The sequence below is a fragment of the Pseudomonas sp. BIC9C genome (assembly GCF_034541995.1).
Classification (GTDB): Bacteria; Pseudomonadota; Gammaproteobacteria; order Pseudomonadales; family Pseudomonadaceae; genus Aquipseudomonas; species Aquipseudomonas fluorescens_CC.
The window spans coordinates 1,174,917-1,193,239 of the sequence record NZ_JAWDGM010000001.1 but is presented as its reverse complement, the minus strand read 5'-3'; the positions used below and the strand labels follow the sequence as shown (position 1 = coordinate 1,193,239).

The 18,323-nt window shown below is 59.1% G+C and carries 9 protein-coding genes and 1 pseudogene; 7 read left to right on the top strand and 3 right to left on the bottom strand.

From position 1 onward, the window contains the following. Positions 1–8 precede the first annotated feature (8 nt). Positions 9–3,611, bottom strand: coding sequence for a Tc toxin subunit A (locus tag RS887_RS05635; RefSeq protein ID WP_322614689.1), 3,603 nt, complete (start codon positions 3,609–3,611; stop codon positions 9–11). A 302-nt stretch (positions 3,612–3,913) separates the two neighbouring features. Between RS887_RS05635 and RS887_RS05630 the strand changes: the two genes are divergently transcribed. Further along, complete coding sequence (locus RS887_RS05630) at positions 3,914–5,974, top strand: hypothetical protein (RefSeq protein WP_322614688.1); 2,061 nt, start codon at positions 3,914–3,916, stop codon at positions 5,972–5,974. Between the two features lie 72 nt (positions 5,975–6,046). On the opposite strand, the gene RS887_RS05625 is transcribed toward RS887_RS05630, so the two are convergent. Beyond that, on the bottom strand, positions 6,047–7,570 hold the full coding sequence (locus tag RS887_RS05625) for a fumarate hydratase (protein WP_007931196.1): 1,524 nt from the start codon (positions 7,568–7,570) through the stop codon (positions 6,047–6,049). Between the two features lie 496 nt (positions 7,571–8,066). On the opposite strand from RS887_RS05625, the pseudogene RS887_RS05620 reads away from it, so the two are divergent. The 3 genes and pseudogenes from RS887_RS05620 (at position 8,067) to RS887_RS05610 (ending at position 10,879) form a co-directional block, all read left to right on the top strand. After that, a pseudogene (locus RS887_RS05620) lies at positions 8,067–9,172 on the top strand (diguanylate cyclase domain-containing protein). Then, positions 9,165–10,100, top strand: coding sequence for an iron-sulfur-binding ferredoxin reductase (locus RS887_RS05615; RefSeq protein ID WP_322614687.1), 936 nt, complete (start codon positions 9,165–9,167; stop codon positions 10,098–10,100). The pseudogene RS887_RS05620 and the gene RS887_RS05615 overlap by 8 nt, the downstream one beginning before the upstream one ends. 29 nt (positions 10,101–10,129) lie before the next feature. Further along, a complete protein-coding gene (locus RS887_RS05610; RefSeq protein WP_322614686.1) occupies positions 10,130–10,879 on the top strand; it encodes an enoyl-CoA hydratase-related protein in 750 nt (249 codons plus the stop codon). A 220-nt stretch (positions 10,880–11,099) separates the two neighbouring features. Here RS887_RS05610 and pyk read toward each other — a convergent pair whose 3' ends face one another. After that, a complete protein-coding gene (gene pyk, locus RS887_RS05605; RefSeq protein WP_322614685.1) occupies positions 11,100–12,551 on the bottom strand; it encodes a pyruvate kinase in 1,452 nt (483 codons plus the stop codon). Positions 12,552–12,723: 172 nt separating this feature from the next. On the opposite strand from pyk, the gene RS887_RS05600 reads away from it, so the two are divergent. From RS887_RS05600 to RS887_RS05590, 3 genes are all read left to right on the top strand, one after another. Next, positions 12,724–13,107, top strand: a complete 384-nt coding sequence (locus tag RS887_RS05600) for a tetratricopeptide repeat protein (protein WP_322614684.1) — start codon at positions 12,724–12,726, stop codon at positions 13,105–13,107. Between the two features lie 232 nt (positions 13,108–13,339). Further along, complete coding sequence (locus tag RS887_RS05595) at positions 13,340–13,699, top strand: PilZ domain-containing protein (RefSeq protein ID WP_322614683.1); 360 nt, start codon at positions 13,340–13,342, stop codon at positions 13,697–13,699. 387 nt (positions 13,700–14,086) lie between these two features. Continuing rightward, positions 14,087–18,295 (top strand): hypothetical protein, encoded by a 4,209-nt coding sequence (locus RS887_RS05590; protein WP_322614682.1) that lies wholly within the window; start codon positions 14,087–14,089, stop codon positions 18,293–18,295. Positions 18,296–18,323 lie beyond the last annotated feature (28 nt).

Sequence of the window (18,323 nt, the reverse complement as noted above, 5' to 3'; positions counted from 1 at the left end):
ATCGTTCCTTAGACATTCGCAAGTGAAGAGTCGGAGACCTGGTTGGCGGCCACGATGGCTTCACCCACGGCTTTCCAGGCATTCAAGGCGCCCGGGGTGGTGTTGTCGTCCAGGGCGGTCGCCTTGAGCAGCACTCCGGCAGAAAGCCCGCTGGCCTGGCAGGTCGCCTGGCAGCGGCGTACCCAGTCGAGTTGGGCCATGGTGCAGACACGTTTATCCGGCAAGGTATTGGCCAGGGCGGTGATTTCATCTACCGGCCATTCCAGCAATCGGGCCAGGGCCGCATTGGCGGTTTCGCTGGCAATCTGGCGCAGGGCCTTGTTTTTCAGTTTCGCTTTGGTCGGGTTGGCGAGGCTGAAATAGCTCAGCAGCGCATCTTCCGAATGGCGCTGGCCGTGGAACCAGTGGCTGAAGCGCTCGAACAGGTAGAGCTCGGCCAAGCTGGGTTCGCTACTGGTCTCCTCATATTCGGCGGCACCCAACCAATCCGGGTTAAGCACGAACAGACGCAGGGCACTGTTGCTCAAGCGCAGTTGCACGACGATTTCGGCATGCTGCGAGACACGCTGGAACACCTCGATCAGGGCGCTGTTGTTGGTTTCCAGCGCGTCTCCAAGGAAGCTGTAGACAGAGGCGTTCGCCCAGTGGATCACCGCAACGGCGAGTTCCTGCGCAAGGTCGGCGGTGTCCTTGAACAGCGCTTCGAGCAATTGTGTTTGCTGGTCATGGGCTTCAAGCAGCGCTTGGGTGAGTTTGGTCTTGCAGTCCTCCTTTACGTGAACCGCCAGGTTTTGATCGTTAACCAGCGAGTTGATGGGGTCACGCAGCCAGGTCAGGGGCTCGTCGATCGGTTTCAGCTCATCGAGCCCTGGCAACAGACCCTGCTCGTCCAGCAAGCCTTTGCCTTTGAGCAGATTGAGCCAATGGAGGGGTCTCGACGCTTGATCTAGAGCGGGCAGCCCCAGCGCGTTGACCCGATTGGGGGTCATGCAACTGAGCAGGGTGTCGTCGTGCAGTTTATTCAAGCGTGCAAGCATGTCGTCAGGCAGTGGCGGGTACTCCAAGGCAAGGTCCGTCGAGTCGGTTTCGAGTTCATCGCCGAGCACCAAGGGGACATTGGGCCCCAAGCGTTTTCGTAGTTGCTCGACGCTCTGTTGGCTGTCTTTGAGCCAGTCGGTGGCCCATTCCAGGTGCATCAGAATGTCGAGAATGTCCGGGGCAGGGGTGTCGGTCTGCGGGCTCAGGCGACCACTGGCCAGGGCGCCCTTGTAGGCTGAACCACCCAACAACCCTGCCAGGGTCAACAGGTCGGCGACCGAGCAGCCGAACAGTCGTGCGATACGCGCCTGGCGGTACAGCGACGATACCGTCGGCAGATCTCGCTTGAGGGAGCCGAGGAGTTTTCTGGTTTGCGCAACAATCAACATCAGCGAATCGTCGGTCGGCTGCAAGTTGAGCCCGGCACACAGTTGCAACAGGGTTTTTTGGTCGGCCGGGGAGGTGGGTACCGCCGTGTTGAAGACGCTTTGATCGAGAATCAGCGGGCTATCGAACATTTGCACCTGGTTGAATACCTGGTCGAACAGCGCCACCGCGCCCTTGCCGCTGGCGTAGGGCGGCAGGTCGTGCAGCAGCGCCGCGAATTCCTGGGGCGCGATGCCATAGCGCCGGTTCAGGTGCTGATAGACACCCAGTGTACGCAGGGTGTTCTTGTTCAGCTCCATGCCCAGGTTGTTTTGCCCTTCAGCCCGTATGGCGCTGATAACCAAGGTGTCCAGGTCGGTAAACGACAGGCCGGTGTAGCGTTGCAGGCGAACCATCCGTTGCAGGCGGTCGAGGCGGTCGAGGGAGAGCTTGGTCAGGCGCCAGAATTTTGCTTCGCCGAACTCCTCCTGGACCAGCCCCATGGAGTTATCGAACTGATCACGGATGATCGACTCGGACGAAGGCGGGGAGAGGCTGTCGTACAGGTCGCCGCCGGTGCCAGTACCGTTGACGTAACAGGCACCGTAATGATTCGCGTGGGGGAAGGGCAGCACCTTGCCGGTGGTGCCGGGTAGGGTAACCCCGGCGCTTTGCAGGTTTTTACTTGGGCAATTGGGTGACAGGCGTACGCTGTAGGAGTGTTGCGAGAGGAGCATTTCCACCTGCTCGGTTTTCAAGCCGGTTTGCTGCATGAAATGGTTCAGGTCCGACAGGTGGGACAGCTTGTCGTCCTGGATGTCGACGCCGTAAGCGCGTTTGAAGAAGGCTTTTTCCGGGGCTGAGAGGTGGTATTGCTCGTCCAGGGTGAGGGTGACGCTTTGTTTGGCCAGCAGCACCGGTGCGGCCACAGTGCCGGTGGCAGTGTGCAGGTTGAACCGGGCGGTGTAGCCGGTTTCAGCGGGGTTGGGGAGCGTTCCGTCAGCTTGCAGTACCGAGGTGATGGTGAACTCTGTGCCAGTGTGCAAATGAGTAAGCAACCAGACATTGGAACGGGTAGGCGTGGCGGAGTTCAGCTTCAGGTTCGCGCTCAGGTTGGGTCGACTCTGTTTGCTGAAGGTCACCGGGGCAACGTTTGTGCCAGCGAACGCACTAGTGGGTTCAGTCGCCACCGGATCTGCCGGACCGATAACCGAGTCGACGGTCGGGAGTAAAAAGGCGACGCCCAGCGGTGTATGAGGACGCAGGTGAGTAGTCCCTGCACTCTTCCAGCCGTTGATCAGATCATTGCGATTCAAATAGAAGTTGCTGAACAGTGATGGCTCGATCAGTAACGCCTGTTGCTGTGGACTCAGGCCTGTCAGCAACTGTTGTGCCTGCAGTGCCGGGTTCTGCACCTTGCCATACCGGTTATTTCCGAGGGCGCCTTGAGCGATCGGCAGCAGCACGCTGGCCCGGTAATTCAACGCCCCCAGCCTTGGCTTTTCATCGGCCAACCCCAGTTGGCATTGATGATGGTAGAAGTTGTAAGGCAGTTCGAAGGGGTAGCGCTTTTCGCTCAACACCAGATGCAGAGACGTGGAAGTACCCAGGTAAGCGCGCAGGTTGCGCGACAGGACTTCGTTGACAATCTCCAGCATCGGCTGTGGAGCGAAGACGCTGTCCTGGGTGATCAACAGGTCCTTGAGGTCAGGGCGACGCTTGTCCAAGAGGATACGTTGGGGATCTGCGGGTTGGGTTTTTTCCAGATCCTTGACAAAGCCATAAAGCTCGCTCAGATAGGCCACGGGCCCTGTCGAGTCGGCAAGCGCGCCGACTTTGCAAAAGTCGTCCCAGTTTTCCTTGAACAGGTTTTGAAACGTCGGCCCTTGGGGTACCAGCGAGCGTACGCCGGTGCGCTGCGCCAGTGGCGGCGGTGTGTCCGAGGAGGTGCTGTGCTCTCGGTACAGGCGCGCCAGCAGCGTGGCATAGCTTCTGGCGTTGTCATAGGCCACTTGTGCATTGGCGTCACTGAACAGGGCGAGCCGGGAAGCGAATTCGGATTGTGACAGACGCACGATGTCGAAGACGGATTCGAAGCCCAGTTTCTGCATGGCTGTTTTAAAGTTGACTCGACCCTTTTTTTGCGGGCCATCGTCGTCCTTTATGAGTTCTTTCAACAATGAATGGTTTTCGACGGTCATATCCATATCTGGGTACTCCTACTGTATATAGGGAGGGGGGCGCTTGTCAGCGTGCTCGGTGACATCAAGCTAGCGACATGGATTGGGTCTGTAACCTGTCAAACCTGACAGTTCGCCTGGATTGACTTAGATTGATTTTGTTATTTCATCGAGTTTTATATCGCTAGATGTTTGTCTTGAGGGGAGACTTATCCTCAGTGCGCTGTTCATCCGACCTGTCATTTGTGATAGGTGGTCATGAGGGGGAGGCTGTTGTAGAAATGCTCACAAACGTGGCTAAGTTGGGCCGGGCAGAGGAGCATTCGATAATGGCGGATGAATCGCAGCAAAGACGAATCGACATCGGAGCGATGGAGAGCACCGAGTTAACGATGTTGGACGATAAGGGAGGTCAGATACCGGGCGAGTTCGCCGGCAGCGGGACGGTCAGGCTGTACACGCCATCCGGGGATTGGCCGGAGGGAGAACATACCGTCACGGTAGTGCAAACCGTGAACGCTGTGGATTCCGAGGCCAGCGAACCGTGCACCTTCATCGTCGAGAGCGGGGAAAAACCTGAAGCGCCGCATATCCTCATGCCAGGTGCCGGCACCAACACCACGACACGCCCGCAAATCCAGGTGGTTGGCCTGCCCCATGCACTGATTACCGTGCGCCTCAAGGGTTCGGACACTGAGCTGTGTTCGCTACCCGCCGATGAGAACGGCGAGCTGCTCTTTCTGGTCAAAAACCCGCTGGTGCCGGGCAGACACGAGCTCGAGGCGCAGCAAAAAGGCGTTGGACCCGCATCTGAGTGGAGTCCGTTCCCCCATTCCTTCACCGTTAAGGACATACCGAAAAAACCTACGATCAGCTCCCCGCGCGTCGGGGAGAATATGTCGCGTTATCCGGTAATCAGGGGCACTGCGACAGAAACCCGTGGCCTGATAATACTGCGCCACGATAAAGATCCTGAGGATCAAGGGTTCGCCGCTGTCCAGGGAGTGAGGAACTGGCGTTGGCCGCGGGAAGGATCAACGTCTGAGCCGTGGGACGTTGGTCCGTACTCCATCAGGGCCAGGCATTCCGAGGAGTTTGACGATTCTCCATGGACCGATGTGCGGACCTTTAACGTGGTCGAGTCCCTCTATGGAATCGGTGACGCCGGCCCGGTGCTTGGCCAGCCGGTGGTGGACAGCGGGCAGAGTACCCTGTTGAGGGTTCAGGTGACGTCCGGCGATACCGGCGAGCCAGTCGATGCTGTGGGGGTGCAGTGGCGCATCAAGGGTAAGTCGCAGGCGTTGCAGACCACCCTGACCGGACCCGATGGCTGGACCGATTTTCGTTACAGGCCCGATTCGGCTGGTGGCCATGAAGTGTTGGCGGAGATCACCGAGGCTAACCAGGGCGTAGTGATGACGCAGCTGTTCGAGGTGACCGCCCTGGCAAAGGATGACTGGGCCCGGGAGGCCGAGCTCTATCTCAACGGCGAGCGGGTTGACCTGGCCAAGGGCGACATCGTTCTGATTCGCGAGAGGCCCTATGAACTGGAACTCAAGGTCAACAGTGGCAGCCGGTTGATAGGTTCCAGTGTGACCTTGCAGGACCTGTGGGGCGTAACGGAACTGGATCTGGGGTTCGATCCCGAGATTGGGGTACCGCAATTGATCGAGGAAGGGCAAGTCGTGCGCTGGTCGATTTTTTCCGGGGCAGGGGAGGCGGGGTGTTTCGGGTTGAAGCTGACCAGTCCTGTAATGGTGGATTGGCATTTACCAAGCCAAGTCAAGCTGGACAAGTTTATTGTAGACATGCTCGTGATGTTTGACACGATTAATGCTGCTTTCGATGGTGGCACGCTCTATCCCTGTATCGGTATTTCACATAACTTGGGAATCCACCTCCGAAAAGACAAGGACAGTGAATTGCTCGGTAAGTCTTTGGTGTTAGAGGTGAGTGATGCCGCTACTGGCCTCAATGTCACAATTAGCCCCGATCCAAGTGAACCTCAAATAATTGGGCCAGACGGCGTGAGGTGGGCAATTAATTGTGTTGAAGCCATCAAGGGAGATTTCTCAGTACGACTGAAAGTACTGGAGTCGGGCTACAGTTCCATGGAGATGCCGATGTCTGTAGGACATAATAGAGTAACAATCGCAGAGTACTTCGGACCTGTTCATAATGGCGTGCCTGGCGGTTATTGGAAGTATGGAGTTCGCGCGCGTTCTTTTTTTACCAGGAAAATGGTGGGTGGCGTGGAAGTGATAGTTGATTGGGGGTGGACTACTCAAAAACACTATACGGACGAAGATGGTTGGGTTTATATCCAGTATCCGAATATGCCCCATCCCAAGTTTATTATTTACAATCGCTATAACGGTTCTATTGCCTAATTGTCAGTGAAATAAAAAAACACCGCGCTTTTTCAATAAAGAGCGCGGTGTTCTTCTTTTAGCGGTTAAATATTACTGTACTTCCACCGCCAGACTCTCACTGATCTTCTTCTGCCAGATGGCAGGACCGGTGATATGCACCGACTCCCCTTTGCTATCCACCGCAACAGTCACCGGCATGTCCTTGACCTCGAACTCGTAGATCGCTTCCATGCCCAGTTCGGCAAACGCCAGCACCTTGGACTTCTTGATCGCCTGGGCGACCAGGTAAGCGGCGCCACCGACGGCCATCAGGTACACGGCCTTGCTGTCCTTGATCGCTTCGATCGCGGTCGGGCCGCGCTCGGACTTGCCGATCATGCCCAGCAGGCCAGTCTGCTCGAGGATCTGACGGGTGAACTTGTCCATCCGCGTCGCGGTGGTAGGACCGGCCGGACCAACCACTTCGTCACCGACCGGATCGACCGGGCCGACGTAGTAGATGAAGCGACCCTTGAGGTCCACCGGCAGGGTTTCGCCCTTGTTCAGCATCTCGACCATGCGCTTGTGCGCAGCGTCGCGCCCGGTGAGCATCTTGCCGTTGAGCAGGACGGTTTCGCCCGGCTTCCAGCTCTGTACTTCTTCCGGGGTCAGGGTGTCGAGGTTGACGCGACGGGCCGACGGGCCGGCTTCCCAGACGATTTCCGGGTAGGCGTCCAGCGGTGGCGCTTCCAGCGAGGCCGGGCCGGAACCGTCGAGCACGAAGTGCGCGTGACGGGTGGCGGCGCAGTTCGGGATCATGCACACCGGCAGGGAGGCGGCGTGGGTCGGGTAGTCCATGATCTTCACGTCGAGCACGGTGGTCAGGCCACCGAGGCCCTGGGCGCCGATGCCCAACTGGTTGACCTTCTCGAACAGCTCCAGGCGCATTTCTTCAATGCGGTTCTGCGGACCACGGGCTTTGAGCTCGTGAATGTCGATGGATTCCATCAACACTTCCTTGGCCATCACCGCGGCTTTCTCGGCGGTGCCGCCGATGCCGATGCCGAGCATGCCCGGTGGGCACCAGCCGGCGCCCATGGTCGGAACGGTCTTCAGGACCCAGTCGACGATCGAGTCGGACGGGTTGAGCATGGCCATCTTCGACTTGTTCTCGGAGCCGCCGCCCTTGGCCGCCACGTCCACTTCCACGGTGTTACCCGGAACGATGGAGTAGTGGATAACGGCCGGGGTGTTGTCCTTGGTGTTCTTGCGAGCGCCCGCCGGGTCGGCGAGGATCGAGGCACGCAGGACGTTTTCCGGCAGGTTGTAGGCGCGACGCACGCCTTCGTTGATCATGTCGTCCAGGCTCATGGTGGCGCCATCCCAGCGCACGTCCATGCCGACACGGACAAACACGGTGACGATGCCGGTGTCCTGGCAGATCGGGCGGTGGCCGGTGGCACACATGCGCGAGTTGATCAGGATCTGTGCCATCGAGTCGCGGGCCGCTGGCGATTCTTCGCGCAGGTAGGCCTCGTGCATCGCCTGGATGAAATCCACGGGGTGGTAGTAGGAAATGAACTGCAGGGCGTCGGCAACGCTCTGAATCAGGTCGTCTTGCTTGATCACGGTCATGAGTCGCGCTCCTCTAAAAGACGGGAACATTCAATTAAGGTGCTTGCAGCTTGGGTGCATCGGTCGGTTGCAAGCACCTTTCAAGGCACGCCGGGCATGCTGGCGCGACGCTAAAAAGGCGCGGCAGTATACCGCGCATCAAAGGCCTGCACACGCGCCGACAGTCAATCGTTGGTCGCATAGAAGCAGCTACAGGCGGCAAGTTTGAAGCTGCAAGTTAAAGCTCATGATATTTGTGGCGAGGGAGCTTGCTCCCGTCGGCCGGTCCGCGCTCGGGCGAAGCAGTCGTAAATCTGTCGGCACATTACTCCTGAAAGAATGCAGGGGGGCCGCTTCGCAGCCCGGCGGGAGCAAGCTCCCTCGCCACAGGGCCTCGGTTGCTCAGGTTGTCCATGCCGAAAATTGAATGGTCATTTATCGGCCATGCCACTAAAGTGACATACGGTCTGTAGAGTAGGACGCTCTGTCAGTCTCCTTTCATTTGGTGAATCAACGATTGACCCATAACGCCATCCAGCGCCTGTTGCTCAAACGTTTCGCCCTGGCGGCCGGCACCTATGCCCTGGCATTGTTGTTGCTTTGGCTGGCGTTTTTTACCGGTCACTACGACGCGCCGCTTTCCAGTGTCGTCATCGGCAGCGTACTGGTAGTGGCCAGCCAGGCTGTCCTGTTCGCGATGTTTTACCGCGGCTACAACCTGCGCTTCGCCGACCCCAGCCTGACCGAGGCGCAAGTGTTGTTGGGGCTGGGCTGGCAAACCTGGCTGATCGCCCATCTGGACGAAGCCCGGGGCGCGTTTCTGGTGTTTTACGTGCTGATCCTGCTGTTCGGCCTGTTTCATCTGTCACGCCGGTCTTTTGTACGATGTGCGTTGCTGGTGTTTTGCAGTTTCAGTGCGATCACGTTGTGGGAGGGCTACCACTTCCAGCTGCCTGACCCGGCCATGGCGGTGTTGCAGGTCTGCGTGCTGTTCATCGTACTGGTGTGGCTGGTGCTGTATGCCCGCCATGTCCAGGCCTCGCGACAGCGTATGCGTCAGCGGCGTTTTGCATTGCAGGCGCACCAGGACACGTTGCGCGGGATGATGCGTCAGCTCGAAGACCTGGTGGCCACCGACGAGCTCACCGGCCTGTTCAATCGCCGGCATTTCCTGCGCCTGGCGTCCCGCGAGTTGAAAGCCATGGATGCGGGTGTCATGCATGGCCTGGCGTTGATCGACCTCGACCATTTCAAACGCATCAACGACCGCACGGCCATGCCGCCGGCGATCAGGTGCTGCAAGCCTTTGCCGGCGTTGCCACCGCGTGCCTGCGCGACGGTGACGTTCTGGCTCGCTACGGTGGCGAAGAGTTCGTGCTGCTGCTGCCCGATTGTGATGGCGACAGTCTGACTTCGTGCTGCGAACGGCTGCGCATCGCATTCACCGATGTCGAATTGATCGGGCTGAATGTGCGTAACCTCAGCTTGTCCGCCGGCATGACCCTGCTGGAACCGGGCGACGACCTCGATGATGCCCTGCAACAGGCCGATCAGGCGCTCTATCGCGCCAAACGTGATGGCCGCAACCGATGCGCGGCCGCGTGGGAGAACGTCGATGCCTGAACTGCAGGTCGGCGAGCGCCATTGGTCGGTGGCGGCGGGCAGCAATCTGCTCGATGCACTGAATCAGAACGGCGTGCCGGTGCCTTACAGCTGCCGCGCCGGCAGTTGCCATGCGTGCCTGGTGCAGTGTGTACGAGGCCTGCCGAGTGACAGCCGCCCGGATGCCCTGAGTGCACAGCAGCGTGAACAGGGCTGGCGGCTGGCGTGCCAGTGTCAGGTGGTCGAGGACTTGCAGGTGCATGCCTTCGACCCGCTAGAGGACGGTCGCCCGGCCGAGGTTGCGGCCGTCGATTGGTTGAGCGACAGCGTGTTGCGTTTGCGCTTGACCCCACAGCGACCGTTGCGCTACAGCGCCGGCCAGCACCTGGTGTTGTGGGCGGGCAACGTGGCGCGCCCGTATTCCCTCGCCAGCCTGCCGCAGGAAGACCGTTTTCTGGAGTTTCATCTTGATTGCCGCAAGCCCGGGGAATTCAGCGATGCCGCCAGGCAATTGTGCATCGGCGATCCGATCCGTCTCGGTGAGCTACGCGGCGGTGCCTTGCATTACGACCCTGACTGGCACGCTCGACCGTTGTGGCTGATGGCGGCCGGTACCGGGTTGGGGCCGTTGTTTGGCGTATTGCGCGAAGCGCTGCGCCACGATCATCAGGGCGCTATCCGCGTCATTCACCTGGCCCATGATGCCGATGAGCACTACCTGGCCAAACCTCTGCAAGCCATGGCCGCCAGCCTTCCGAACATGAGTGTCGAACTGTGGACTCCGGCCGAGTTGCCAGCGGCTTTGGCGCAACTGCGGCTTGTTTCGCGGCAAACCCAGGCCTTACTCTGCGGAGCCCCCGACAGTGTCGACGCCTTCGCCCGGCGCCTGTACCTGGCGGGATTGCCGCGCAATCAACTGCTGGCCGATGTGTTCCTGCCCCGTGGTTGAGCGCTGACTTTTCAGACGCGAGACCTGCCATGACCGATGCCATCCTAGTTGAACGCGAACGCGGCCTGTTGACCCTGCGCCTGAATCGCCCGGACAAGAAAAACGCCCTGACCCGCGCCATGTACAGCCACCTGGCCGAAGCGTTGAAACAGGCCGACAGCGACCCCGAGATCAACGCCGTGCTGATCACCGGTTCCGCCGAATGCTTCACCGCCGGCAACGACATCGCCGATTTCATCCAGCAACCGCCGAGCGGCCTCGACAGCCCGGTATTCCAGTTCATGCTCAGCCTGCTTGAATGCCGCAAACCGGTGATCGCCGCCGTGGCTGGAGCAGCGGTGGGCATTGGCACGACGATGTTGTTGCATTGCGATCTGGTGTATGTCAGCCGGGATGCACGGTTGCGCATGCCGTTCGTCAATCTCGGGTTATGCCCTGAGTTTGGTTCCAGCCTGCTCTTGCCGCGTTTGCTCGGGCATGCCAAAGCGGCGGAACTGTTGCTGCTCGGTGAGGGTTTCAATGGTGAACAGGCTGCGGCGTGGGGCATTGCGTCCGAGGCGCTGGGCAGTGGTGAAGAGGCCTTGGCCAAGGCGCGGGAGATGGCGCTGCGCTTTGAGTCGCTGCCGCCTGAGGCCGTGCGGATCAGCAAGCAATTGATGAAAGCTCCGGATCGGGAGTTGTTGCGCAAGGTGATCGAAGAGGAGGGGGCGTTGTTTACCCAACGGCTGCGTTCGCCGGAAGCGATGGCGGCGTTGTCGGGGTTTATCAAGCGGCATTGAATCATTTGCTGACTGTGCCGGCCTCATCGTCGGATCGCCGCCCGGAGCAAGCCCACTCACATTGACCGGGGTTGTTCACAAATCATGTGAGCAACACAAAACCCTGTGGGAGCGGGCTTGCCCGCGATGAGGCCCAATCAGACAACACACCTGTTGGATCAGAAAGCAAAAAGCCCCGCCATTCACATGGTGGGGCTTTTGTTTTTCAGCAAGCGGTCACTCAGACCATCGGGTCGCCAACGTGCAGGATCTTCATGCCGTTGGTGCCGCCGGTGGTGTGGTAGCTGTCGCCCTTGGTCAGGATGACCCAGTCGCCTTTCTCTACGACGCCGCGCTTGACCAGTTCGTCGATCGCCTTCTGGCTGACTTCGTTCGGCGCCAGCGAAGCCGGATCGAACGGGATGGTGTACACGCCACGGAACATTGCCGCGCGAGCCTGGGCTTCGCGGTGCGGGGTGAACGCGTAGATCGGCACCGAGGAACGGATACGCGACATGATCAGCGGGGTGTAGCCACTTTCGGTCAGGGCGATGATCGCTTTTACGCCCGGGAAGTGGTTGGCGGTGTACATGGTCGCCAGGGCAATGCTCTCGTCGCAGCGGGCGAATTCCTTGCCGATGCGGTGGCTGGAGGTCTTGCTGGTCGGGTGCTTTTCAGCGCCGACGCAGATGCGCGCCATCGCCCGTACGGCTTCCAGCGGGTACAAGCCGGCAGCGGATTCGGCCGAGAGCATCACGGCGTCGGTGTAGTCGAGCACGGCGTTGGCCACGTCGGACACTTCGGCACGGGTCGGCATCGGGTTCTGGATCATCGACTCCATCATCTGGGTCGCAACGATCACCGCCTTGTTGTGGCGGCGGGCGTGCAGAATGATCTTCTTCTGGATGCCCACCAGCTCGGCGTCGCCGATTTCCACACCCAGGTCACCACGGGCAACCATCACCGCGTCGGACGCCTTGATCAGGCCGTCGAGGGTTTCGTCATCGGCCACGGCTTCGGCGCGTTCGATCTTCGCCACCAGCCAGGCAGTGCCGCCGGCTTCGTCGCGCAGTTGACGGGCGTATTCCATGTCGGCGGCGTCACGCGGGAAGGATACCGCGAGGTAGTCGACTTGCATTTCCGCAGCGAGCTTGATGTCGGCCTTGTCTTTTTCAGTCAGGGCCGGAGCGGTCAGGCCGCCACCGCGACGGTTGATACCTTTGTGGTCCGACAGTGGGCCGCCAATGGTCACGGTGCAGTTCAGTTCGGTGGCGGTGGCGGTATCGACGCGCATCACCACGCGACCGTCGTCGAGCAGCAGCTCGTCGCCCACGCCACAGTCCTTGACCAGGTCCGGGTAGTCGATGCCGACCACTTGCTGATTGCCTTCGGTCAGAGGATGGCTGGTGGAGAAGGTGAATTGATCACCGATCTTCAGCTCGATCTTCTTGTTGGCGAATTTGGCGATACGGATTTTCGGGCCTTGCAGGTCACCCAGCAGGGCGACGAAGCGACCGTGCTTGGCCGCGAGGTCACGCACCAGCTTCGCGCGAGCCTTGTGCTCGTCGGGGGTGCCGTGGGAGAAGTTCAGGCGGGCGACGTCCAGGCCAGCCAGGATCAGCTGTTCGAGAACTTCCGGCGAGTTACTGGCCGGGCCAAGGGTGGCGACGATTTTGGTACGACGGACGGACATGCAAAGACTCCTGAGTTCAAGCGCTGAGTGAGGCTACTATGCTCCGAAGTTGTAGTCATTGTTCGTTTGCACTACTTATTGCTTTCTTTATTGAACCAGGCAACTTCTCGCTGCCACAGCCTGAAGATTTCCGACCACGGGTCGATACAGGGTTCAAGACAGGAGATCCCCTATGCGATTCGTGCTCATTGCCGCCCTTGCCATCAGCGCCCTCAGCGTCACGGGCTGTACCCGTTGGTCGATGAACCATCACTTGAACAATGCCTACAGCGCCTATGACCGGGGCAATTGCGAGCAAGTGATGCTCGAGCTGTCCAAGGTCGAACGCGACAGCCGCGCGCGGCCTTACGTGTGGCCGGAAGTGTCGATGATGCGCGGACAGTGCCTGGAACGGCAGAAGATGTTCATCGATGCGGCCCAGACCTACCAGTTCATTATTGCCGCGTATCCGCAAAGCGAATACGCCTACCGCGCCCGCGCCCGCCTGGAAACCTTGCAGAGCCTGGGCCACTACCCGATGCGCGGTGCCGCAGCGGTCAAACCGACGCAGTACTGATGGCAGGTATCATTCAATCGCGGGTTCCCCGGCGGTGGTGAGCTATAGTCGAAGAAACCGGTTCTGGAGCCCTGCCTCTGAACCGGGGCAACACCTGTGACCGGCACAAGCAAGACTCTGCGCTTCAAGGACTGGCGCACCGGAAGCGGGGAGAGCGGGCAAAGCCTTATGCGTACCCGTTCCGAAGCCGTAGTGCGGCTCTGCTTAAGAGCCCTGCATAGCGATATTGCACATGTTCACCGACCGCCGAATCGAGCGGCATCAACTGCCGTACTTCCTGAAAGTCTTCAACGGCATCACCGACAAACCCGTCGGTTTTCTGGGCAACGTCTCTGAAGACGGGCTGATGCTGATCAGCCAGCTGCCGATGATGATCGGCGCGGACTTCAGCCTGCGCCTGAAGATTCCCGCCAGCGATGGCTGCCCTCAGGTCATCGACCTGTGGGCGTGTTGCCTGTGGTGCCACGAAGACGCAACCCCCCACCACTTTGACGCCGGATTCAGCCTGCAACGGGCGCCGCCGGAGTATGGACAATTGGTGGAAGCGTTGAGGCAATACTTCAGTTTTCAGACGTTGCCGGCTTCGGCCTGAAATCTGCAGCTTTTGCGCTCGCCATCGCGAACAAGCTCGCTGCCACCTGGAATCGCCTAGGTGACATCGATCAATGTGGGAGCGAGCCTGCTCACGAACGCGTCCGATCAGACAATGAAGATTGTGCGTCTAAACGCTAAGCCACACCGATCACCCGCTCTCCAGCGACCGCTCCACCAGCAGCCCCCCCAACCCACTCAACTGGCAAATCTCCGTCGTCAAGATGCTGCGGCTACGAGGCGTTGTAGGCAGAGTGGGGGCGCGACCAAATCCTGGATTACTTTTTGTCGGAGCTGTCATTTTTGACAGGTATTGATTTATATCGCATTGCGCTAGAAATGAATCCATTGAAGTGGTTAATAACGAGTGACTGTGGAGTTGAGGGCAATGAGCGTAGATGATGAAAGCAAATCAGAGATACTTGTGGTCGGGCCTGTTATTACAGCACCTTCGGAATACGCCACACTTTATCCCGGTTTTATTGTCAATGCCGTGATACCAACGGGATTTGCTAGTGCGTGGCGGCTTGAGTTTCATCTGGATAATGGTGGAACCATAAAGTACAGCGGGGGGTGGATTGGTACAGTTTTTAATATGAAGATCCCGGATAACGCTATTCCGCCAGGCGTTGGTTTTTATTTTTCTATGGATTACAAAGCTGGCCTGGTTTGGAGTGCCTGGACTAATCGCTGGGGTATGAGAATGGCCGCAGGCCAACGCCCCACCTTCACCACCCCGCCTGGCAATCTGGTCAAGGAAAAAAGGCCAACCTTCTCAGGTCGGGGGGAGCGTGGCGCAATCATCAAGCTCTATCAATCCGGCAGCACGAAAGTTGAATACGGCAGAGGAACGGTGGGCAACGACCGAAACTGGAGATTTCAGGTCACACAGGATTTGCCCCAAGGGGATACCTTCAGCATGGCCGCTTACCAGACCCTTTCCGGTCAGACGCAGTATTCGGATAGCGTGCCGTTTACGGTCTTGTATAGGCCGGTGATTGGCAACGTGACGGTCACCGATTTGAAACCGACCATCAATGGTTCGGGGGGATTGCCCAACGCCAAGGTAGAGGTTTTCTTCGTGGGTGTTGGGGGCGAGGTTCAGGCAACGGCCCAAGTGCGTGCTGATGGTAGCTGGACGGCTATCGCGCCGAGAAGCTGGTTGACCGGTAAATACAGCATTACAGCCCAGCAGATCGCCCCAAACTCGCGGCGTCGTTCTGATTTGGCAGTAGAAAAGACAGTCACTATTCCACCACCAGCTCCCGTCATCACACAGCCGAGTTCGCCGCTGGAGCGGGGAAATGCCATACACGGGACCGGTTTTTATTCAGGGGCAACGTTGGTCGTGCGCAGAAACGGCGCTGTTGTTGGGGGGCGCGTGACGACCAGTGGTTCGATCTGGAGCTTTATTGCCGATCAGATGTGGCCTGGGGATTGGACCATCACCGCGGAACAGACCCTTGGTGGCCAGAATTCCGGACGGAGCACACCTCGCTCCTTCAAGGTACGCCCACCCAAACTGAAAATTACCGATCCAGCCCCGGGCTCGCCCGTGCCATCGAGTCAGAGGATCAGTGGTAATAATTCTTTGCATTACGAAACAACGATAACCATGCAAAACGGTGCCGGACAGCTGGTACCCGGGACTGTTACGAAGCCAGTCATTTATGAGTGGAGCTTTACCCCCGCTACGGCCTTGACTCCCGGCTCCCACACGTTCAAGGCTGTGCAAACCGTGAGTGGAGAAGCGTCGCTGCCCAGCGATGCGCTCACGGTGACCGTGAAGCCGCCTCAATTGATAATCACGCAGCCAAGCGCCCCCATGGAACGGGGGCAGGCCATTACGGGCACCGGCTATTACCCGGGGGCCGCGTTGGTCGTGCGTAGAGGAAGTTCAGTAGTGGCGGGGACGCTCACCCCCAACGGCAGCAATTGGTCCTTCATTGCGGATCAGATGTGGCCCGGCGATTGGACGATCACCGCGGAGCAGTCGATCAATGGCCAGACCTCAGTAAGAAGTGAGCCTCGATCGTTCAAGGTGCGCCCGCCCAAACTGAATATTACTGATCCAGCCCCGAACTCGTCCGTGCCATCGAGTCAGAGGATCAGTGGTAACAATTCTTTGCATTACGAGACAACGATAACCATGCAAAACGGTGCCGGAGCATCGGTACCCGGGACTGTCACGAAGCCACAAACTTATTTGTGGAGCTTTGCCCCCGCTACGGCCTTGACTCCCGGCTCCCACACCTTCAAGGCTGTGCAAACCGTGAGTGGAGAAGCATCGCTGCCCAGCGATGCGCTCACGGTGACCGTGAAGCCGCCTCAATTGATAATCACGCAGCCAAGCGCCCCCATGGAACGGGGGCAGGCCATTACGGGCACCGGCTATTACCCGGGGGCCACGTTGGTCGTGCGTAGAGGAAATTCAGCAGTGACGGGGACGCTCACCTCCAACGGCGGCAATTGGTCCTTCATTGCGGATCAGATGTGGCCCGGCGATTGGACGATCACCGCGGAGCAGTCGATCAATGGCCAGACCTCGGTACGAAGTGAGCCTCGATCGTTCAAGGTGCGCCCGCCCAAACTGAAAATTACTGATCCAGGCCCGGGCTCGACCGTGCCATCGAGTCAGAGGATCAGTGGTAACAATTCTATGCATTACGAGACAACGATAACCATGCAAAACGGTGCCGGAGCATCGGTACCCGGGACTGTCACGAAGCCACAAACTTATTTGTGGAGCTTTGCCCCCGCTACGGCCTTGACTCCCGGCTCCCACACCTTCAAGGCCGTGCAAACCGTGAGTGGAGAAGCATCGCTGCCCAGCGATGCGCTCACGGTGACCGTGAAGCCGCCTCCATTGATAATCACACCACCGAGCAAGCCGATAACCGCAAGGACTCCGCTGACCGTCACCCAAGTGCATGCCTCCGCAACCAGCTTGAGAATGCTGCGTTCGGACGAGACTGGTGAGGTGGCGGGCAACTTTACCGGGAGTGGCGCCACCCGCACCTTTACCCCGAGAGATAACTGGTCGTTTGGTACCAACTCGGTGAAGGTGACGCAAACCGTGAATACGGTGGAGTCCGATCCGAGCGCTCCGTGTACGTTCACCCTGATACCCACACAACTGGCCATCCTGCCACCGAGCGAACCCGTCGTACAAAGATCTCCACTCACTGTCACGCAGGTGGATCTCAAGGCGACTCAACTGAAAATGAGTCGGGCAGGCACGACCGATGAGGTGACGGGTAACTTTAACGGGACCGGGACCACCCGTGAGTTCATTCCGGATACGGACTGGGAGTGGGGCAGCAACTCGGTGACTGTCGTGCAAACCGTGGAAGGCGTGGTATCCAACCCAAGCGCTCCGTGCACCTTCACCTTCAACTTGCCAAGGCCGGTGATGACCGGCCCGACCGAGCCGACCGACGGCCGGCCGACCTTTGAGGGGACAGGCCATGATGGGGCGACCGTCGAAGTGGTTCGGCATACGTTTCCGCACACTGTCCTGGCGAAGGCGACCGTGGCGAATGGCAGATGGCAGGCGCCACTCCTGGCAGAGGGCCCGGATTTTGTGGCGGGGTCCCATATCATGTCGGGAAGTCAGATCGTCGGAGAGGTAAGATCTGGCTGGATGGCCGCGTTCAGCATTAAGATCAAGCCGCCACAACCGGCGATCCTGCCACCGATCGGGGTGATAGCCGCAAGGACCCCGCTGACCGTCATCAACGTGTACACCACCAAGACACCCACCTTGAAAATGCTGCAAACGGGCACGACCAAGGTGGTGGATGGCGACTTTGTCGGGAGTGGCGCCACGCGCACCTTTATCCCGAGAGATAACTGGTCGATAGGTGCAAACTCGGTGACGGTGACGCAAGCCGTGGGCACCGAGGGCACCGAGGACACCGTGGAATCCGATCCTAGCGCTCCATGTACGTTTACCCACATCCTGCCCCCTCCGGTGATCACCGGTCCGAGCGAACCGACCAGCAGCCGGCCGACATTTGGGGGGCAGGGGTATGAAGGGGCGACCGTCAATGTCCATCGTGAGGGTTTTCCAGACCCGGTATTGGCGACGGCGACGGTATTGAGTGGTGAGTGGCAAGCGCCACTCAATACCGAGATATCGGATCTCCCGGCGGGGCGCTATTACGTTAATGCGAGACAGTCCTTCGAGGGAGAGTGGTCTGTTGGGATCGACACGCCGTTCGAAATCCAGATCAAGCCACATCAACCGGTCATTACGCCACCACGCGAGCCATTGACGCCTTTCGGCGCTCTGACCATCACCCAGGTGCATGCCGAGGTGTCCGAACTGAAGATGTTCACCGATTGGGGCATGGAAGTGGGCGGTACTTTTTCACCGGTCGGTACTGACTGGGTGTTCGAACCGGCCATGCCCTGGATCGTTGGCGACAATGCGGTAAAGGTGGTGCAGGTCGTGGATACGGTGGCATCCGATCCAAGCGCTGTCTGCTTCTTCAAAGGACGCCCGCCCAAGCCGGATATTACGCCACCGAACGGTCCACTTGATCCGCAAGGAACGCTCGAAATCACCCAGGTGTATGTCCCACCGGCTGACTGAATGGTGCATTGGCATGGACGCGGCCGGG

Bases quoted from the DNA above. Each gene is read 5' to 3' on its own strand.
- RS887_RS05635 (WP_322614689.1), bottom strand. From the start codon at position 3,611: ATGGATATGACCGTCGAAAACCATTCATTGTTGAAAGAACTCATAAAG.
- RS887_RS05630 (WP_322614688.1), top strand. From the start codon at position 3,914: ATGGCGGATGAATCGCAGCAAAGACGAATCGACATCGGAGCGATGGAG.
- RS887_RS05625 (WP_007931196.1), bottom strand. From the start codon at position 7,570: ATGACCGTGATCAAGCAAGACGACCTGATTCAGAGCGTTGCCGACGCC.
- RS887_RS05615 (WP_322614687.1), top strand. From the start codon at position 9,165: ATGCCTGAACTGCAGGTCGGCGAGCGCCATTGGTCGGTGGCGGCGGGC.
- RS887_RS05610 (WP_322614686.1), top strand. From the start codon at position 10,130: ATGACCGATGCCATCCTAGTTGAACGCGAACGCGGCCTGTTGACCCTG.
- pyk (WP_322614685.1), bottom strand. From the start codon at position 12,551: ATGTCCGTCCGTCGTACCAAAATCGTCGCCACCCTTGGCCCGGCCAGT.
- RS887_RS05600 (WP_322614684.1), top strand. From the start codon at position 12,724: ATGCGATTCGTGCTCATTGCCGCCCTTGCCATCAGCGCCCTCAGCGTC.
- RS887_RS05595 (WP_322614683.1), top strand. From the start codon at position 13,340: ATGTTCACCGACCGCCGAATCGAGCGGCATCAACTGCCGTACTTCCTG.
- RS887_RS05590 (WP_322614682.1), top strand. From the start codon at position 14,087: ATGAGCGTAGATGATGAAAGCAAATCAGAGATACTTGTGGTCGGGCCT.